This window comes from Streptomyces sp. NPDC015130, assembly GCF_043080005.1.
Lineage (GTDB): Bacteria > Actinomycetota > Actinomycetes > Streptomycetales > Streptomycetaceae > Streptomyces.
On record NZ_JBIBVC010000008.1, the window covers coordinates 235,959 to 253,906 of the forward strand.

At 68.6% G+C, this 17,948-nt stretch carries 23 protein-coding genes; 12 read left to right on the forward strand and 11 right to left on the reverse strand.

What is annotated here, in order from left to right; genetic code table 11:
- Positions 1-133: 133 nt before the first annotated feature.
- The 3 genes from ACF08F_RS19415 to ACF08F_RS19425 all read right to left on the reverse strand — a co-directional run bounded on the left by ACF08F_RS19415 (position 134) and on the right by ACF08F_RS19425 (position 2,185).
- The gene (locus ACF08F_RS19415; protein ID WP_392299745.1) at positions 134-874 is read right to left on the reverse strand and encodes a class I SAM-dependent methyltransferase; all 741 of its coding nucleotides are present in this window, start codon (positions 872-874) and stop codon (positions 134-136) included.
- Positions 875-1,033: 159 nt separating this feature from the next.
- Positions 1,034-1,600 carry a DUF4291 domain-containing protein gene (locus tag ACF08F_RS19420; protein ID WP_392299746.1) on the reverse strand — a complete coding sequence of 189 codons (567 nt, stop codon included), beginning with the start codon at positions 1,598-1,600 and terminating at the stop codon, positions 1,034-1,036.
- A 255-nt stretch (positions 1,601-1,855) separates the two neighbouring features.
- Positions 1,856-2,185: a hypothetical protein gene (locus ACF08F_RS19425; protein WP_392299747.1), complete on the reverse strand. Its 330-nt coding sequence runs from the start codon at positions 2,183-2,185 to the stop codon at positions 1,856-1,858.
- A 423-nt stretch (positions 2,186-2,608) separates the two neighbouring features.
- On the opposite strand from ACF08F_RS19425, the gene ACF08F_RS19430 reads away from it, so the two are divergent.
- Positions 2,609-3,283, forward strand: a complete 675-nt coding sequence (locus ACF08F_RS19430) for a beta-glucanase (protein ID WP_392299748.1) — start codon at positions 2,609-2,611, stop codon at positions 3,281-3,283.
- Between the two features lie 299 nt (positions 3,284-3,582).
- Here the strand turns inward: ACF08F_RS19430 and ACF08F_RS19435 are convergent, their stop codons facing one another.
- The 3 genes from ACF08F_RS19435 to ACF08F_RS19445 form a co-directional block, all read right to left on the reverse strand.
- Positions 3,583-3,942, reverse strand: a complete 360-nt coding sequence (locus ACF08F_RS19435; RefSeq protein ID WP_392299749.1) for an ArsR/SmtB family transcription factor — start codon at positions 3,940-3,942, stop codon at positions 3,583-3,585.
- Between the two features lie 193 nt (positions 3,943-4,135).
- A complete protein-coding gene (locus ACF08F_RS19440; RefSeq protein ID WP_055645601.1) occupies positions 4,136-4,510 on the reverse strand; it encodes a hypothetical protein in 375 nt (124 codons plus the stop codon).
- A gap of 296 nt (positions 4,511-4,806) precedes the next feature.
- Positions 4,807-5,124 (reverse strand): hypothetical protein, encoded by a 318-nt coding sequence (locus ACF08F_RS19445; RefSeq protein ID WP_392299750.1) that lies wholly within the window; start codon positions 5,122-5,124, stop codon positions 4,807-4,809.
- A gap of 170 nt (positions 5,125-5,294) precedes the next feature.
- Here ACF08F_RS19445 and ACF08F_RS19450 point away from each other — a divergent pair, with 170 nt between their 5' ends.
- From ACF08F_RS19450 to ACF08F_RS19470, 5 genes are all read left to right on the forward strand, one after another.
- Positions 5,295-5,882 (forward strand): exonuclease domain-containing protein, encoded by a 588-nt coding sequence (locus ACF08F_RS19450; protein WP_392299751.1) that lies wholly within the window; start codon positions 5,295-5,297, stop codon positions 5,880-5,882.
- Between the two features lie 234 nt (positions 5,883-6,116).
- On the forward strand, positions 6,117-6,428 hold the full coding sequence (locus tag ACF08F_RS19455) for a hypothetical protein (RefSeq protein WP_392299752.1): 312 nt from the start codon (positions 6,117-6,119) through the stop codon (positions 6,426-6,428).
- A 573-nt stretch (positions 6,429-7,001) separates the two neighbouring features.
- A complete protein-coding gene (locus ACF08F_RS19460; protein ID WP_392299753.1) occupies positions 7,002-7,229 on the forward strand; it encodes a hypothetical protein in 228 nt (75 codons plus the stop codon).
- Between the two features lie 84 nt (positions 7,230-7,313).
- Positions 7,314-7,808, forward strand: coding sequence for a MerR family DNA-binding protein (locus ACF08F_RS19465; RefSeq protein ID WP_392299754.1), 495 nt, complete (start codon positions 7,314-7,316; stop codon positions 7,806-7,808).
- A 21-nt stretch (positions 7,809-7,829) separates the two neighbouring features.
- Entirely contained in the window at positions 7,830-8,114 is a 285-nt protein-coding gene (locus ACF08F_RS19470; protein WP_392299755.1) for a hypothetical protein, read from the forward strand.
- A 77-nt stretch (positions 8,115-8,191) separates the two neighbouring features.
- On the opposite strand, the gene ACF08F_RS19475 is transcribed toward ACF08F_RS19470, so the two are convergent.
- A complete protein-coding gene (locus ACF08F_RS19475; RefSeq protein ID WP_392299756.1) occupies positions 8,192-8,740 on the reverse strand; it encodes a hypothetical protein in 549 nt (182 codons plus the stop codon).
- A 248-nt stretch (positions 8,741-8,988) separates the two neighbouring features.
- Between ACF08F_RS19475 and ACF08F_RS19480 the strand changes: the two genes are divergently transcribed.
- Positions 8,989-10,176, forward strand: coding sequence for a serine hydrolase domain-containing protein (locus tag ACF08F_RS19480; protein ID WP_392299757.1), 1,188 nt, complete (start codon positions 8,989-8,991; stop codon positions 10,174-10,176).
- An 85-nt stretch (positions 10,177-10,261) separates the two neighbouring features.
- Here ACF08F_RS19480 and ACF08F_RS19485 read toward each other — a convergent pair whose 3' ends face one another.
- Positions 10,262-11,155, reverse strand: coding sequence for a hypothetical protein (locus ACF08F_RS19485; RefSeq protein ID WP_392299859.1), 894 nt, complete (start codon positions 11,153-11,155; stop codon positions 10,262-10,264).
- Between the two features lie 121 nt (positions 11,156-11,276).
- On the opposite strand from ACF08F_RS19485, the gene ACF08F_RS19490 reads away from it, so the two are divergent.
- From ACF08F_RS19490 to ACF08F_RS19500, 3 genes are all read left to right on the forward strand, one after another.
- Positions 11,277-11,672 carry a hypothetical protein gene (locus ACF08F_RS19490; protein ID WP_392299758.1) on the forward strand — a complete coding sequence of 132 codons (396 nt, stop codon included), beginning with the start codon at positions 11,277-11,279 and terminating at the stop codon, positions 11,670-11,672.
- A 257-nt stretch (positions 11,673-11,929) separates the two neighbouring features.
- Complete coding sequence (locus ACF08F_RS19495; protein WP_392299759.1) at positions 11,930-13,150, forward strand: MFS transporter; 1,221 nt, start codon at positions 11,930-11,932, stop codon at positions 13,148-13,150.
- A 290-nt stretch (positions 13,151-13,440) separates the two neighbouring features.
- A complete protein-coding gene (locus ACF08F_RS19500) occupies positions 13,441-13,851 on the forward strand; it encodes a Rid family hydrolase (protein ID WP_392299760.1) in 411 nt (136 codons plus the stop codon).
- A 229-nt stretch (positions 13,852-14,080) separates the two neighbouring features.
- Here ACF08F_RS19500 and ACF08F_RS19505 read toward each other — a convergent pair whose 3' ends face one another.
- The 3 genes from ACF08F_RS19505 to ACF08F_RS19515 form a co-directional block, all read right to left on the reverse strand.
- Positions 14,081-14,635, reverse strand: a complete 555-nt coding sequence (locus ACF08F_RS19505) for a dihydrofolate reductase family protein (protein ID WP_392299761.1) — start codon at positions 14,633-14,635, stop codon at positions 14,081-14,083.
- 77 nt (positions 14,636-14,712) lie between these two features.
- On the reverse strand, positions 14,713-15,405 hold the full coding sequence (locus tag ACF08F_RS19510) for a helix-turn-helix domain-containing protein (RefSeq protein ID WP_392299860.1): 693 nt from the start codon (positions 15,403-15,405) through the stop codon (positions 14,713-14,715).
- 333 nt (positions 15,406-15,738) lie between these two features.
- Positions 15,739-16,539 (reverse strand): HEAT repeat domain-containing protein, encoded by an 801-nt coding sequence (locus ACF08F_RS19515; RefSeq protein WP_392299762.1) that lies wholly within the window; start codon positions 16,537-16,539, stop codon positions 15,739-15,741.
- A gap of 242 nt (positions 16,540-16,781) precedes the next feature.
- Here ACF08F_RS19515 and ACF08F_RS19520 point away from each other — a divergent pair, with 242 nt between their 5' ends.
- Both ACF08F_RS19520 and ACF08F_RS19525 read left to right on the forward strand, forming a co-directional pair.
- Positions 16,782-17,408: a hypothetical protein gene (locus tag ACF08F_RS19520; protein ID WP_392299763.1), complete on the forward strand. Its 627-nt coding sequence runs from the start codon at positions 16,782-16,784 to the stop codon at positions 17,406-17,408.
- Between the two features lie 182 nt (positions 17,409-17,590).
- Complete coding sequence (locus tag ACF08F_RS19525; RefSeq protein ID WP_392299764.1) at positions 17,591-17,935, forward strand: hypothetical protein; 345 nt, start codon at positions 17,591-17,593, stop codon at positions 17,933-17,935.
- The last annotated feature ends 13 nt before the right edge of the window (positions 17,936-17,948 follow it).

A 17,948-nucleotide genomic window follows, 5' to 3' on the forward strand; every position in this document is an offset into this window, starting at 1 on the left:
CGGCCGACCCGGTCGGCGGCCCGTGGACGACCACGGCCCGGACACCGGCTGCGGTCGGAGGATCGGCCATCGCGAGCCAGAACCGAGGCCCGTACTCGCGCTGCTGTGCGGGTACAGGCCTTTCCGGCAGAACTCACGGTTTGTGGGTGACCCAGAGCAGTTCCGCCGGCCAGCGGTGTGCCCAGTCGGGTGGGTCGGCTTCGTTGTACCCGTTGCGGGTTCCGAGTTCGGGCCGCGGCTCGATGAGGTCGTCGATGACGAGACCCGCGCCGCGCAGGACCCTGACCCAGTCGCCGTAGCTGAGCTGAAAGCTCATAGCGCCCTCGTCCTCGGCGATGGTGTTCAGCCCGAAGTAGTCCTGCTGCAGTGTCGTGGTCACGCGGCCGGCGGCTTCGTCGTAGCAGGCTTCGAACCACGGGCTGGCGACGTTGAACACCAGGCGCCCGCCGCGGCGCAAGACGCGTGCGGCCTGCGGGACGGCGAGGTGCGGGGGCGCCCAGCTGAGCCCGCCGAAGTCGCAGAACACCACGTCGAAGCTGTCGGATGCGAAGGGAAGTTGTTCAGCGGCCCCTTGCACCAGCGGGTAGCGGGCCTCGCCCATCGCGCGTGTCGCCGAAGCGAGTTGGGCTTCGGACAGGTCGACCCCGACCACCGAGACACCCTCGGCAGCGAGCGCCCTGGACCACTGGCCGGCGCCACAGCCGAGCTCGAGGACGCGCTTCCCGCTGACGTCGCCCAGGGCCTGCAGGTGCGCGTCGGGGATGGAGTACATGCCCCACAGCCGGGGTGAGGCACCGATTTGCGGGTCGTGCTCCTGCTGGTAGGCGCTGCTGATCCGATTCCAGAACCGCCGGTTGGCGGGGATGCTGTCCACGTACCGACCCCAGCATTCCCAGCCGGGGGCGGTCAACACGATTAGGCACAGCCCTGGCCCTGGCCCTCGCCCCGGTTTCCCCGCGTCGAGCATGCTTTCGCGCGCATGGAGCACCATCGTTGATGAGGTGGGCCGATGGTGGTCTCTCACGCGATTGTGTCATCTATCTGGGGAAACGACGTCTTCCAGTGTCCGGGCCAGCGGGTAGATGCGCTCCGTGGGAATCAGCCGCTGCGCCTTGGCGGCGTGCCCGGTTTGTATGAGTGTCGACGCTTTACGGACCTGGGGTGTGACGTCCGTGAGGCTGACGATCCAGTCGTCGGTGAACGTCCGGATCAGGTGGCGGCCGATGCCGACCTGGATGCTGTAGTGGTTCAGTGCTGCTCCGCGCGGCGAGCGCTCCGGGTCCCACTGGACATGTACGGCTGCCTTGGCCACAGCCGCCGGGTCGGAAGTTGTCAGCACGGCCTGTGAGAGGGCCTCTTCCCAGCCTTCCCGGGTCATCCGCACCGCAAGAACACGTTCCTGGCCGGGTTTGCGGGCCCAGTTGCTGCGGTGCATCAGCCACATGAACGACGGCTTGATCCACGTCATCCGGTGGAACGAGAACGGCGCAACGAAGCGGCCCGCCCGCAGTGCGGCGTCAGCGATGGCAGGTGAGTACGCCTGGTAGACCACGATGGTGCGGGCATCGTAGTCGGCACGAATCTGATACGGGGGCGTCATGCGCCGCACCATGCCAGTTGGTCCGCCGGAGGGGCGAGCCGATTTCGCCTCACCGCACCGGAGGCCGGTTCGAAATGCGCCGCTCAGAGCCACGCGTTGATGACCGCGAAGGGGACAGCCGCCTCAAAGGAGACCACAAGCTTGTCGTGACGCGTGACGCGTGACGCGTGACGCGTGACGCGTGACGCGTGACGCCGACAGTCGACCCCTGCCAAGGCGCCTCGTCCTGGTGTTCCCTCCCTGCGGCTCTCCTTTTCAGTCCCACGAGTTGAAGACTGCTGAGCCAAGGGTCTTCGGCCGCCAGTGCTCGATCTGACGCCACTCCGCCGTGGACAGAGCAGAGGTGTCCGACTCCGTCAGCGAGGACAGGAGCTGTGTTGCGCTCAAGACGACAAATCCGGCCCCCTTGAGGAGGGCGGCCCAAGTGGGAGGCTCCTGGAACTCGTCGGTGTACCAGAAGCGCCTGTCGCCGACGAAGGCAATCAGCGGGTAGTGAGCGTGGAACAGTGCGACGTGCGCGCCGTCCCGATTCCTGATCGTGGCGCTGTGGAAGTTCTGCGGGTACTCCCGCTCCAGGAAGTCCACGACCTGCCCGCCCGCGGCTCGCGCTGCGGCATGCCAGGCGGCACGGCAGGCCCTGGCATCAGTAGTCGGCGGGGGCGGATCACTTCGGTCGCGAAACCCGGTTACACCCCGCACCAAGCGGAAGGCGACCTGAGAGTCGTCCACCTTCTTCACCCCTCTTGGGCACGCCGTTCAACCTTGATGGGACAAATCTAGTGGTCAGTGGCCTCCGGCGGCACGGGCAATGCGCCGACGGATTCGCGACCACTGTGGGGGCAGGCCGACGTCGCCTGTGCAGCCCTTCAGGGAGTGCGGTCGTACGGTTGGACGGGTCGTCGGCTCCTCTTCGTGACGAGTTCTCGACATGGAGTGAGGTAGTCCGCATGGTCGCGGCTGCTGAGGGCAGAACGTCGGTGGTACGCCGTCCTACCTGGGGAGCCTTCCATGCCGTCCTCGTCTCCTGCCGCCGCGCCGGTCTTCACCGCGGACTTCAGCTCACCGGAGCAGTGGATCGCCGGCCGCTCGTGGGCATATCCCGACGGCGGCCCGGTCAATCCGGGGGACAACAAACTGGACCACCTGGTGGAGGACCCCGCCTACAGCAGGTCGGGAGTCTTCCGGGCGACCCGTCGGCGCGACGGTCTGTGGGACGCCGGGTTGCTGACGACCGAGGGGAGCCCCCAGGGCTTCCAGGTGCGCACCGGCGACTCGCTGGAGGCGCGGGTGCGCCTTCCCGAGGAGACCGGGGCCTGGCCCGCGATCTGGACCTGGCGCGACGGAGGGCAGGAGATCGATGTCTTCGAGTACCACCCCGACAACCCCGACCTGCTCGAACTGTCGAACCGCGTACGTGGCACCTACCGCTACTACCGCTCTCCCTCGGTGCGCCCCGGCGGCTGGGTGCAGCTGCGGACAGAGTTCGGCGCGCGCTCGGTCGTGTGGTGGGTCGACGGCGTGAGAGTGTTCGCCGACGGGCGCGGCGTGGGGCACAGCTGGCACGCCTATCTGATCGTCAACCTCTCGGTATGTGCCGGTCGTTACCACCCGGCGCCGGACGTGGACGCCGACGAGATGTCGTACGAGGTCCGCGACCTGCGGGTGTTCCGACCGGCCAGATGAGCAAGGAGGGGCCCACCGGAGAGATCCGAAGGGGGTGGAGTCCTCCAGCATCAACTGCCTCTTGCGCCAAGGGTATTAGGGGTCGCCGTTGCGGCGGGCGCACTCCTGGACCGTCCTGCCTGGACGACGGTGGGACGAGGGCTGCATCAAAGCCTGGCGGCTCTGGGAGGAGCTCGCCCTGGAATGACGGCGTCGTTGAAGGACACGTGCGCCGGATCAAGAGGTGCGGCACCTCCTTCAGGTAGCCGTCGGGCCCGCCGTGTGCGTCGACGGGCGCGGCCTGACGCCGACGGGCTCGGTCATCGCCGGGGCGGACCCGCCTGCACCGTGGTGTCGGTGTCACGGAGTTCGGCAAGCAACTCGCTCTGTCCGGCGAGCATTTCGGTAAGGATGCGTCGCGCGGCGCGCAGCAGGTCCGCCACGTCGCCGCCGGCGAGTGCGTAACTGACGGTCGAGCCGTCACGGACGGACACGACGATTCCGGACCGGCGGAGGACGGCGAGCTGCTGGGACAGGTTGGACGGCTCGATGTCGATCTCGTTCAGAAGTTCGCGTACGGGTACCGGGCCGTTCTGCAGCAGTTCGAGCACGCGGATCCGGGCGGGGTGTCCGAGCATGCGGAAGAACTCCGCCTTGGCCTGGTACAGAGGCACCTGCATGTGACAACACTCCCGCCCGGGTACGACGAATCCAAGGGCTACCGGCCAGACCTGCCGGTCTCTCCATGCCCAGCTCCTGCCATTCTTCCGCCTCCCGGCTCCGGCACGCCCCCCGGCTGATCACTTTCCGATGTGTCGAGTTGAAGAATCTTTCAACTCATGGGCGCACGAAGCCGGGAACAAGAAGGAAGGGCTAGAGCTCCAGTTCCGCTTCGATACGCTTCAGCTGGTGCCTGGCCATGGCCAGGTTAGCCCTGGCCTTGTCCAGTACGAGATACAGGAACAGGCCGTTGCTCCCACGGCCGCCCAGCAGCCGGATGAGGTGGTACTGGCTCCCGAGGGTGATCAGCACGTCCTCGATGTCGTCCCTGAGGTCCAGCATCTCCATCGTGCGGACCTTGGCGCGGATCACGTCGGTGTTCCCCGCCGCGGCCACCGACAGGTCGAGGTCCTTGCCCCCGCCCAGCGTTCCCAGCGCCATGCCGCTCGTGTAGTCGACGAGCGCCACCCCCAGACTCCCCTCGATCGAGGTCATCGCCTCCTTGAGAGACGTCTCCACAGTCAACATACGTACTCGCTCTCTGTGTTCGCGGCGGCCCGGCCGACCTCACTCCACAGCCGGATCTTGAGCAGACGCTACCCACTTACCGCGGGGTCGTCAGGAACATCGGGAATCCGGCCGGAATCCGTCCCCGTGATCCGGCATCCGACATCCGGCATCCGACCTTCCCGGGGGAGCTGCGAACCCGGACGCCCTCATCGTCCGACCTACGAGGAGAGACAGGCCGATCCTCTCCGCCCGGAACGTCCTGTCGCGAAGCGCGACTTTCATCGCACGTACAGGCGTCGATCACCCCCCCACCGTCAATTCTCCTCCGGAGGAGACCCCTTCTCTGCCACGCGAGTGACCCGGGCGTTCCAGACCCAGGGCTCCAGCGGCTCCTCCCACGTCACCTCGACGTCGAGCCCATGGACGGTGCGCGTGACTGCCGTCACGTTCGCGGCTGCCTGGTCCCGGGCGTCCCGCGGGTCGGCATGGACCGGCAGGTCCAGGCGCCCGCACACCATTCCACCCTCCACGGTGCGGAAACTGGCAACCCAGCCCGTGGACGTGACCATCAGAAGAATTCCCGCCGGAACACCGAAGGACGGTCGCTCCTTCTCCTTCTTGCGCCTCACCATGCCGCCATCCCACATCATCAGGTGCGGGGCATCGAAGCCGGGTGGATGCTTTCGAGGAGGGCGCCGACGAAGGGACGGAAAGCCCGCGCGCGCATCGGCCGTTGATGGCAGTCATGAGGCGGCCGGAAACTCAGGTGCCGCACTCGCCGCGCATCCCTACCCTCACTCCCATGCACCACGAATCCGCCCTGCTCAACGTCATCGACGTGGAAGCCACCTGCTGGAACGGACAGCCGCCACCCGGGTCCGTCAACGAGATCATCGAGATCGGCCTCACCGTCGTGGACGTGCCGGCCCGCCGACGTGTGTCCCGCCACCGCATCCTGGTCCGCCCGGCCCGGTCGACGGTGAGCGACTTCTGCACCGAACTGACCGGCCTGACCCAGGCAGAGGTGGACCGGGGCGTCACCTTCGCCGAGGCGTGCCGGATCCTCTCCGCCGAGTACGAGGCCGGGGTACGTCCCTGGGCCAGCTGGGGCGAGTACGACCGCCGGCAGTTCGCCCGGCAGTGCCAGGCCGACGGGGTCCAGTACCCCTTCGGGTACCCGACGGACCGCGACCACACCAATGCCAAGGCCGTGTTCACCGATGCCCACGGGCTCCGCAAGAGGCCCGGCATGGCCTACGCCCTGCGCATCGCCGGCCTGCCCCTCGAAGGCCGTCACCACCGCGGCGAGGACGACGCGTGGAACATCGCGGCACTCGTCCTCGACCTTGTGACCCGCGAGGCCTGGCCGACGACGGCCCCGCTCTCCTGAGGGCTGCGCCGTGGGGCGCAAAGGGCCGTGCCCTCGCGTGTGGGCAGCGGTCCCGAGCCCCGCTCAGGGTGTCTGACCGTCAGAAGCGTCGCCTCACCCCGTACCGCGACCCCGGCGCAGGGTGAACGCGGGACCCTCTTCCGGAGTGCCGCCTGCGTACTCGATCCCGACCCCCATGATGCGGCTCTGCCGACGACGCCCGGATCCAGGTAGCGTCAGCCCCAGGGGGAAGACATGAACTTCGACGAGAACGAACCGCAGTCTGTTCGCGAGGCGCGCTTCGCCGCAGAGCGGGCCAAGGCCAGGAGACTACGCAAGGCTGCGTCGCTCGACTCGCGGGGAGCACACCTCGGCGCGGCCGTCGTGACCATCGCCCTGGTTCTCCTCGGCTGGAACGGGAAGCTTGTCGCTCTGGGCATCGTCGGAGGAGTCTTCCTGCTCTGGTTCTCCGCAGCCCTCGCATGGGCGTACTCCGACGGGGACAACGGCCGACACGCACTTCAGCGGGCGTACAACGTCACTTTCGGGTGGGGCGAAGGGTTCTGAGCACCAAGACCGAACCAGAGGCGGCGATTCGACGTTCGACACGTTGAGGTCCGCTGGCCGGGGATGGCTCCATCAGCGGGCCCACAGCCTTGGCTGCTCTGCCGGCGGGCGCGCGGTGGGACCTCGCCCGCTGAGTCGGGGCGTGGGAGGGCCGCGTGAACGAGCAGCCTGTCCGAACGGTGACCTGATCCGAGGCGGCCAGGTCGTCCCGAGTAACTGATCCACGCACCCTGCAGCCCGCGCACACCCGCACTTCGTACCCTCTCGGGTCTTGCCCCTGTCCTGTGGGGAAGGGGTTAGCGTCCGGTCATGAATGCGTCTCACCACCTGGTACGTCTGGTCCGCCGCCCCGATGGATTGCCGGCTCCGGACGACTTCGCCTTGGTTCAAGCGCCGCTACCTCGTCCTGTGGCCGGGCAGGTACTCGTCCGTAACACTCACTTCCCGGACACGGTGGGAGGCGAATTGCTGACGGCCGCAGTCCACGCGGCGAACCGTGGTGCCCGGATCGCCCTGGTAGGCGCGCTGGACGGTCAGCTGTCCCCGGACCGAGCCGGCGGGAGTGCACCTGCCGTGCTCGACACCTACCGTCTGCTGACCAGGGGCATCACGATCGCCGGCTACAACGGCATGGACCACTTGGACGTCGAGGCCGAGTGGGAGAGGCGTTTCGGGCACTGGCTGAGGGCCGGAGACATCCACTTCCCGTACACCCCGGTCTCCGGAATGGAACGCGCCCCGGCCGCGTTGCCCGAACTGATAGCCGGCCGCTCCTTCGGGGCGTCCATCGTCGAGCTGTAAGACGAGACAGGACGAGACGAGACGAGACGAGACGAGACGGAGCGGAGTGGGACGGAAACGGGAGGGCAGTGGGCATGCGGATCGGTGAGGCCCCGCGTCCGCGTCATCCGAAGCCTCCTGGCGCTGGGCCTCACCCTGGAAGACATCCGCCGCCGCGCCCATCGACTGGAGCTCCTCGTCCAGGAACAGCCCTCAGCCTCCTGCGCCCGCGGCCCCGGCGGGTTCAGCGACGTCGTGGCCGATCGCCTTCAGGCCCTGGACGCGGAGATCGCACGCCTCACCCACCTGCGGCAGAGTCTCGCGGCGGCCGCACAAGGTTCACCGGGCGGCGCGTGCTCGCCGACCCCGCGCAACGACAGCGTGCCAGCTGGCGCCGGCCGCACCCATCCTCGTGGGAGCCGGGATACCCACGAGCCTCCGCCACGGCAGCTGTGGCAGCCTGCTGACATGCCATGGGAGCTACGAGAACACACAGGCCGTCACTACGCCGTCCTGTTCCGCTACGCCTTTGCCCGACGATGCCTGGTCCGTGGAGCTGAGCGAGGCTGTGCCTGCGTCTGCCACCGAGGGGGAACCTGAAGCATGTGAGAGAGACAAGCCATGACCGACGCCGTGCCCTCACGATTCCTGCGCCTCGTCCTACGCGTAGACACCTTCGCCAAGTCCCGGGCCGGGATCATGACACTGATTCCGGTCCTGCTCGTGCTGGTCACCGCCGCCACTCCCGCGGGCTTCGCGACCGCAGGCGTCCTTTTCGCCGTCTGCGTGCTCGCAGGTGTGGTCGGCCGCCGCTACGAGCGCTCCGACGAACCTCTTTCGCCCAGAACGGTCGCAGGTCAGCCGGGCGTACGTGGCTCGGGCGGCGCGGTTGATGCGATGAGTTGAGCAGCGTGCTCCATGCACGAGCGCCAGGCTTACCTGATCAAGGGCGTCATCGAAGCAGCTTCACATGCCGCGGGTGGCTACAGGCCGGACGCGGGTACGGCGCGGGTCCACTGCTCCTCGAACTCTTCCCGGGTGATCTCCTGGCCTGCCAACTCCGGGTCGAAGAAGTCGACGACCGGGGGGTTCAAGGGCCAGTCCTCGGGTCCGCTCCTTACGCTGCCGCTCCCGTCCTCAGCCAGTTCCACTTCGCGGGTCCGGCGCCCGTCCGATTCAACCTCCATGAGGTAGACCGGGCCGCCGTCGTCCTCGGCGTCCCAGTGACGCCGTATGTAGACGATGCTCCTGTCCGCGAGTGCGCCGAAGCCAGGAACTCCGCGCTGTACGTCGCGTTCGGCCCGCAGCTCGTCCAGACCTGGAGGCATGAGGGGGGCATCGATGTCGACTTCTTCGAGCTCGTGGCCCTCAGCCCAGGCCACCGAATCCTGCCTGGTGACAACCTCGGTCCACGCGAACGTTTCCAGGATCTCCCGGGCCGACCGCGCGTGGACCCACCACCATGAACCGCCCATCCCGTAGTCGTGCAGGACGAGGAACCGCATCTTGGCTGCGGGATTTGAAAGAGTCACAGGACCGGACCCTATCGGCCGGCTGCGCCACCCCCTGGCCGTGATGCCGTCGCCCTCCTTCTCGCGCTGGGGATCATCCCGTCGTGTCGCGCGGACGCGCAGGTTCAACAGCGCGGACGGGGCACCCCTGATGAGTAGTCAGGGTCGATTCAGGGTGGGAGCCGGGGTCATCCCTGTCGGCGCGGACACACCCGGGCGGACATGGTGGAACCACACACGATCACCGCTTCGAGAAGTGGAGTTTTCCCATGCGTCGCACTGCGATCCTTGTTCTGTCGGCAGCTCTGGCGTTAAGCGTCGTCGCACCCGCCCAGGCCACCCCCGACCGTCCGACCCCCGGGCTGGACCGGGCAGCACTGCGCGCGGCGATCGAACCGCGTCCGGGTGACAGCGCGGCCGGCGTAGTCGCGGAGGTACACAGGAACGGGGAAACGTGGCGGGGCGCGGCCGGGGACGTCGTCACCGGCCGGCACATCTCACCGCGCGCGCACTTCAGGATCGGCAGCGTCACCAAGACCATGGAGGCGGTGATCCTCCTCCAGTTGTCCGCCGAGGGCCGTGTCGACCTGGACGAGAGCGTCCAGCACTATCTGCCCGGCCTGCTGCCGGAGGACCGGTTCAAGGAGCCGATCAGCGTACGACAGCTGCTCGACCACACCAGCGGACTGCCGCACGACCTGGAGGGCGCGCCGGCCTCCACGCCGGACGAGGAGATAGAGCTGAGGCTCGACTACGTCACCTTCGACGAGGTGATCCGGAAGACACTCCGCCCCGAAGGCCGTCCGGGGCCGGGGCCGCACTTCAGTCCCGGCACTCGCCAGGAGTACAACTCCTTCGGCTACCGCATCGCAGGCAAGCTCATCGAGGAGATCACCGGGCACTCGTACCAGTACGAGGCGACCACCCGCATCCTCGAACCGCTGAACATGCGGGACACGCGACCCACGTTCCCGAACCGACCCACCCCCGTGCCCCGCCCGTACCTGCCCGGCTACCTGGCAAGCAACGGCGGAGACCTGGTCGACGTCAACGTGCAAGGCGGGCTGCCCGCCAGCATGACGGCGACAGCGGCGGATCTGGACCGGTTCATATCCGGCTTGTTCGACGGCCGACTGCTGCGCAAGGCGCAGGCGGCCGAACTGTTCACGGTTCCGAAGGGCGTCGATGGCAAGCCTCTGCCGTACGCGGACGGCTCCCACTGCAACACGGGTCCTGGCAAGGGAACAGCCTGTTTCAGCGTGGGGTTGATGTCCACACCGCTGCCTGACGGGACGCTCCTGTGGGGCAAGACCGGATCGGATCCGGGATACCGCAGTGGTGTCTTCGCTACCCGGGACCTGAGCTTGCGCGCGGTCTACGCGGTGGGCACCGCCGGACCCGTCGACGGCGTCCCTGCGGTCGCCCAACGACTGGCCCTCACGGCTTTCGGCAGCTGACCGGCACGGTGTGATGCCTGCCCGGTGTGCGAAGGGCGTCCGGAAGCCGAGTACTGCGCCGGTTGATTGTCACGCCGTGCATGGCCTACAGGGGCAGCACGTACCACTGCTTGGCAGACCGGGCACGCAGATAGAGACACCGGCCTCGGCCGACGGGGCGTGCGTACCCTTGGAGTGGTGATCCGTTGGGCATCGTGAGCACGGCTTCCTCGACCACGATGGCTTCATCGGGGGTCACATCGCAGTAGTGCAGTCTGTCTCTTCGTCCGGAGTCACGGGGACCACCGCCCAGGAGGAGGATCTGGTCGTCCTGAACCGCCAGACCAAGAGGGGATGCCACGGGGTTCTTCCGCACGTGGAGACGCCCGTTGGTCTGTGCTTCGAGGAGCGGGAAAGAGGGCCAGTAGACCGCCCAGGCAGCTGAGTCCACGACGTTGAGGGCGTAGACCGTGTCGATGTGCGCGGCATCCTCGGGAGGCCAGTACCCCCACTGGTGGTTACCCCCACTGTCCCATCGGGCCAGGCCGGCCGCGCTGATGGGATCGACGTAGACCCCTTCGTCGTAGTAGGCGCTCCACAGGTTGTTCCGGCGGTCCGCCATCATGAACTCCACCGCGGCACCCATGGCGAAGGTGCGGCGGGAACGGCCGTCACGACCGAAGATCTGAGCGTTGCGCTCCCCGGCGGAGCCGCTGCCCTGCAAGATCAGGCGGCCGTTGGGCAGAGCGTCGATGCGATACGGCCTCAAGGCCACGCCTCGCAGGATTCGCTCCTGCACTTCACCCGCTTCATGGACGACGACGAGTGCGTCGAAAGGCAGGCTCCGGGGCTGCGGACGGGCTCTCCCGTAAGGATTCGGCGGGAAGACCGCATCGGGACAGATCAACCACAGCGCCCTTCCCCACGCATCAACCGTGGAAGCGAGGACCCTCCGGTCGTCGTACTGCCGAGGCAACAGCGCATAGGGGCGCAGTGCCACCTTCTTCAAAGGACCACCTCGCGGGGGAAGGGATGCAGCCGGCCCATCCTCCCAGAGGCCGTCGACCCGGTGACGCGATGGGTGCTGACGGGCAGTGCCCGCGGGTGGGACGATCCACAGCGTGACCGGATGGATGCACCACACCCCGCGCTGGGTGGTCATATCGGTCTGCGGCATCGCAGCCGTCCTGCTCTTCGTCGGCGCTTCTGCGCACGTCAGCGACCTCGTCAGCCACGGTCTGCACCCCTACGACTGGGCACCGAGCTGGCTCAACCTCTACTGGTCGTCGCTGGCGCTGTTCGACGTGCTCGCCGCCGCGTTCCTGATCATGGGCAAACGCCGTGGAATCGACCTCGCCTGCACCATCATGGCGACCGACCTCGCCGCCAACTGGTACGCGGTCCACGGCATTCAGCACAGCAACCTCGCCGCCCAGCCAGGCCTTCAACGACTGACCGTCTTCGCCGCACTCGTCCTGGGAGTGACACCTTTCATCCGACGACACCTCACCGATTGAGATGACGTCCAAGGGCACCCACGGAGCGGCCGGAGTACATCCGCAGGACCGGCCCGGGAGTCAGAATCATCGCCGAGGGCGTCTTCCGTGAACGGTCAGTGACTCGCCGCTACCGATCACCATCCATCGCCTCACGGTCCCCACGTTCGTGTCGGGAACCTGCCGGAAACGGATCCGCGTACCTGTTGGACTGGTGGCTCCAGCGCGGACCGCGCATTCCGTCTTCCGTATGTGACGACCTCTTCAGGACGTGACCCGTGTCCACAGCGACCACCCCCTCCACCTCACCCCTCACGCCGCCCCCGGACCGCTCACCCTTCCGGGCTTGGTCAGCGGTGGTCTCCGTCATGTTGGGGATCTTCTCGATCGTCACCACCGAGATTCTGCCGATCGGCCTGCTGACCTCGATCGGATCGAGCTTCGCCGTCTCCGACGGGATGGCCGGCCTCATGATGACCATGCCCGGATTCCTGGCCGCGGTCTCGGCACCCCTGGTCACGGTGGCGACGAGGACGGCCGACCGGCGGACCGTGCTGGGGCTGTTCGTCCTCCTCCTGGCACTGGCCAACTTCATGGCCGCCCTGGCAACGAGCTACTGGCTGGTCCTGGTCTCCCGGGTCCTGGTGGGGATCACGATCGGCGGGTTCTGGTCCATCGGGGCCGGGCTGGCCGGGCAGCTGGTGCCGGCCCGTTCCGTGGGCCGGGCGAACGCGGTGATCTTCTCCGCGGTACCGCTGGGCTCCGTACTGGGGGTGCCGCTGGGCACGTTCGTCGGGGACGTAGCGGGTTGGCGGACCGCGTTCTTCCTCATGGGCGGCCTCACGCTCGCCGTCCTCACGCTGCTGCGCCTGGCCCTACCGCCGCTGCCTGCCTCCCGCCCGACGCGCCTCGGCGTCCTCGGCGGCATGCTGCGAAGCACCGACACGCGCATCGCCCTGGCGATGACCTTTCTCGTCGTACTCGCCCACTTCGGTACGTACACCTACGTCACGCCCTTCCTGGAGCAGGTGACCGGGGCGAGCGCGGGTCTCGTCACCGTCTGCCTGCTCGTGTACGGAGCCGCCGGCATCGCGGGCAACTTCCTCGGCGGAGCGGCCGTGGGGCGCCGACCGCGGGCCGCCTTCGCCGTGGCCGCCGCGATGATCGCCGGTACGGCCCTGCTCCTTCCTGTCCTCGGCCGGTGGCACGGGGGAGCGGTGGCGCTGCTGATCGTCTGGGGCGTCGCGTACGGAGCCGTACCGGTTTGCTCACAGACCTGGTTCGCCAAGGCCTCACCCCACACCCCCGAAGCGTCCTCCGTTCTCTTCACCGCGTCCTTCCAGGCCACCCTCTCCACGGGAGCCCTGGTGGGAGGAGCCGTCCTCGACCACTCCTCGCCCTCGACCCTCATGCTCCTGGGCGCCGCGACGGCTTCCCTCGCCGTCCCGCTGGCCTGGGCCCATGGGGCGAGGGGGCGGCCACGTCCTGGGAAGCCGTAGCGGGGAGCAGCGGGACGGCGACGCGCGGCAGCACCCATCTCGTCGCACCGGCCCGCTGGGACCGGCTTCGCGTGGGCCTTCCGATCGGGGGAGCCGGGGGCCCGTGCCGCGCGCACACCACCGACGGCCGCCGGCCGGATCAGCCGATGCTCCGAGTGGTGAAGGCCAGCACGCCTGTACGCGCTCTGGCCTCGCGGGTACAGACGTGCTTCACGTAGGTGTGGCTGCGGACCGGTTGCTGTAGGAGAAACCCCGGTGCGTGCCGGGGGCAGAACGGTCAGACTCACGGCATGACAGCGAGGATCAGCCGCATCAACCCCGATACGTTGCACGAGACCCCGGGCTATCACCACGTCACCGTGGTGGAGACTGGCCGAACGGCCTACCTTGCAGGGCAGTGCCCCCTCGACCAGGGCGGTTCTCTCGTCGGCCGGGGCTCGCTCGCAGTGCAGGTCGATCAGGTGGTCGTGAACGCACTCGCGGCCCTTGCGGCGGTGAATGCTCAGCCGCAGCACGTCGTGCGTTCGGTGATGTACGTACGGAGCGATGTCAGGGAGGACCTTGGTCTCGCCTGGCACCGGCTTACCACTTCCGCCCTCGGACCGGCCTTCACGTCCGCCAGCACGCTCCTGGGGGTTGCGCAGCTGGGCTTCGCGGGGCAGCTGGTCGAGGTCGACCTGACCGTCGCGCTGCCCGACTGAGCGGCCTCGCAGCACGGTGGATTCCTGCAACCACCCTGCCACGAATGCCTGGAGCCTCGTCGTGTCACTGCCCGGAGCCCGGGCCGACATGGCCCCCGGCCCTGGCCCCGGCACCTGCGCGCGGGACGAGGCCGGAGCCGGGCGCCCCAGCCACGCCCGCCCGCAACAGGCGATCGTGGTGCGCCGACGCTCGTCGGACAAGCGCGGTCGCCCGCTGCCGCTGGCGGTCTCAGTGCGTCGGGCGGTAGGTCGCGATGATGACGCCGCTGCTGGTGGGCTGGGCGCTGACCAGTTCCAGCTTCTTCAGCGGGGAGTTGTCGGAGAACAGCTTCTTGCGGCCTTCGCCGGCGACGACCGGGTGGATCAGCAGCACCAGCTCGTCCAGCAGGTCCTGCTCCAGCAGCGAGCGCACCAGGGTCGGGCTGCCCGCGACGGTGATGTCCTTGCCCTCGCCCGCCTTGAGCTCCTTGACCGCGGTGGCCAGGTCGCCCTTGACCAGCGTGCTGTTGGACCAGTCGTCGACGCTGTCCAGCGTGGAGGAGACGACGTACTTCGGCGACCCGTTGATCCACTGGGCGAAACCGGCGTCCTCACCGCTGGTCACCGTCGGCCAGTACCCGGCCCACTCGGTGAACGTCACCCGTCCCAGCAGAATCGTGTCGCACGTCTCCAGGGTGCCGGCCAGCGCCGCGCCCATCTCCTCGTCGAACGCGAACTGCCACTGGTCGGGGGACTGGGCGACACCGTCGAGCGAGACGAACAGGCCCGAGACGACCTTGCGCATGATTCCTCCATCACGATTCCCGGGGGGCGAAGTGCCCCCGCTGGGCTACGTCAGGAACACTACGAGCGCGCCAGAGGTCAGGTCTTGTACAGAAGCGACAGCGGCTCCGCCGTGTCCGGTACGGAGAGCTGCGTGGCGGTCCTCCCGACGTACCGCTTCAAGGAGCGCGCCAGGTGAGGCTGGTCGAAGTACCCCAGCAGGTGGACGACCTCCTGGGCGGGCACCCCCTCCTGGATCAACACCGCTGCCTGGCGGGCCCGGTGGATCTGCCGGACGGCCCCCTGGTTCTGCCCGGTCGCCGCGATGAAGCGCCGTTGAAGGGTGCGGTCGGAGACGTCCGGAGGGGCGCCGCCGAGTACGGCGGGCACGACCGGGTCCAGGTCCACGATGCCCTCGCGCACCATCCGCCGGACGAACGCCTCGGCATTGTCGTAGTCGGGGACGTGCCAGGCCGATCCCTTCAGCCACAGCGAGCGCCGTGTCACATCGGGGATGGCCGCGCTGCCGCCCACCAGCGTGCTGACCGGAATGTGCGGCATCGACGTGCCCAGCGCGAAACTGATCCCGAAGAACACGGCGTCCCCGGGGACCGGCGCCTGGCTCGCCGTCGGCTCCGGACCCAGCACAGCCGCCTGCACCTCACCCCGGTGCTCCCAGAACACCAGCTCCCAGTGCGATGTCGCGACCGACATCATTCCGCTGACGTCCTCGCTGCGGCTGCGCCACACCCGCTCGATGTGCGGCAACTCCGACGGTCGGCTCTCTATCACCAGCCCCAATGCGGTCTCCCCTTTGACACAGACATCGCCCGCCCGGAGCCGCCAGTCTGGCACGGGCAAGCCATTCGCTGAGTGGACGCTTTGGCCTTTGGCGTGCGACGGGGGGACAAACCGGCAGGGAGATCGTTCGGCTGCGGGACTTGGCAGTGATGCTGACCGCTGCCCGGCCGCCCGACCCGGGTTGGTCGGCGGAGTCCTCCAGGACGCGCGCACGGCACGCATCGCGCGGCCTTGGGTGGCCGATTTCGCAGAGCGCCATCAACGCGGGGAACACGAGGCCGGCGCAGCCCCGCGTTGCCCCGGCCGGAGGGGCGTGGGGCATGGTCATTCCGGGTCGCGGACCACCTCCACTGCCTCCCGCACGTCCGGGTCGGGGTCTCCGGCGAGGCCGTCCAGCAGCTCGGCGACACCAGGGGTGGACCAACGGCCGACCGCCCACACCAACGCTTCCCGCACCCCGGGGTCGGGGTGGTGGGCGAGGCGGCTCAAGCGGGAGAGCGGACCGCGCCGGCGCATGCCGAACCAGTGCAGCGCCTCGCGCAACGCCACAGGGTCCCCGGGATCACCGGCCTCGACGCGGGCGAGCAGCACCTTGACGGGCGGCGGCGGACCGTCCAGGGGATGCGGCAGGCGCTCACGCAGGCGCCGCGACCCGTACCCACCCCGCACGCGGCACCCGTCACAGGTGCAGGGACGTACACCGTGTGCGTCCGGCAGGTACCGCCAGCCCGCAACCTGGGGTGCGGTGCGGACCCGGTGCACTTCACGCGGGCGGATCGCCCGGGGGACGAAAACTTCCCACCCTCGCGGGTCCTCCAGTGCCGCGATCCGCCGCACCGCCTCCGACGCGGAGACGATGGACTGGGCACCGCGCGCCCGGTCGGAGTACCGCCCGACCAGCACCTCCTGGGTGTCGTCGAGCCGCATATGGACGGCCACGAGCCCGCCCCGACTGCCGAACCGGGCCAGCTCGCGCAGCCATTGATGGGTGTGCGTGTACGACGGCAGGACCGGGAAGCAGTAGACCCCACGGGCACCGCCCTGCCCGTGGCCGACAGCCCGGATCCCGGACCGCCGGATGCGCGGCGCGTTCGCCGCCGAGGTCAGGTGTACGAACATCGCCATGACAGGTGATCGTAGGGCCTTGAACGGTGGGCCCCGGCTGGGAGCGCCCGGCGCCAAGGCAGGGGACCGGTGGCGGGAACGGTGCCGGGATGTCGTCGGCAGGATTCTCCACCGGGTGCGGAACGGGGTGCAGTGGGCACGAGCCGCGCGATGTGACCTCCTAGGCTGCTGGCCCAATGGACGTGGATCTCGAAACCTTGGCGTGGCACGCCAGGAGCAGGGGTGGACTTCACCTGCGGACCGTGAAGGTGCTCCTGGAGCACGGGCAGCTGGAGGTGGTGATCCGAGCGGCCGTCGAGCGGGGCGACTGGGTCTGCGCCCAGGAGTCCGTACGGGAGCTGTGTGCGGCCGGGGAGTTCGAGCGGGCGGAGGGCGTGATGGCCCCGTTCGTGGCGCTCGGCTGGCGGCCGGCGGTGTGGGAGACGGCCCGGATCCTGGTGCGGGCGGGCCAGGTGAAGCAATGCTCCCGCTGTTTCTCATGGCGGTGCCCACCGCGGAAGGACGGCTGGCAGGTCACCGACTTCGCCGACGTCGGACGGCCCAGCCTTGCGAAGCTCGTCCAGCAAACGGGGACACCAGCCGTCGTAGCGTTCTTCCTCGACAGCGACGTGGGTTTCATCGAGGCCCTCACTCCGGACGGCATGAGCTGGGAGGGCCTGCTCAACCGCCGGTTGGCGACGAGCTACGAGATACCTTTGGAACAGTTCCCCGTCGAACCCGCCGTGGCCGGGGCGGTCGCCTGGTCGGCCGCCGCGGGACTGACGCCCGACGAGGAAGCCATCCGGCAGACGCTTGCCGGGTCGGCGCTGTTCGCGGAAGAACTCTTCTCAGCCCTCCTGGTCGCCCTGGGACTGCCCGGCGCAACCTAGTCTTCACAGGGCCAGGCCTTGGGGGGACTGCGTGAGCGGGAGGACGCGGGCGCGCCCCCTCGCCTATCGTGCCGCCCATGGTGATCGCCAGAGTCGTGCTGTTCCTGCTCGGTGCGGGGGCCTAGTACTTGGTCTACTCGTACATATCCGTGCTCCCCAGCGAACGACGTAAAGCGAAGCAGTTGCTGAGCCTCGAGGAGGACGGGATCGAGGTGCAGGCCCGCCTGGTGGCCCTGACACACGCGCCGGGAGACCGCACTGCCGCCGCCGTCTTCTCACTCGACATCCCCGGGGGCGACACCGTCCGACGGAGAGAATCCGTGCCGTTGACCTCTGAGCTGCGGGTCGGCGACCCCTACCCCGCCATCCGCCACCCTCAGTTCCCCGAGCGCATGTGGACAGGCGACCGGGCATCCCTGGAGCGCTCGCGCCGGCACCACGAGAACGCGCCCCGCAGCGCGCTGCGTTGGTCGGCCGGCGCCGTCGTCATCGGGACGCTCCTGGTCCTGACGGCCATCGCCATCTGAGCGGTGAGCCAGC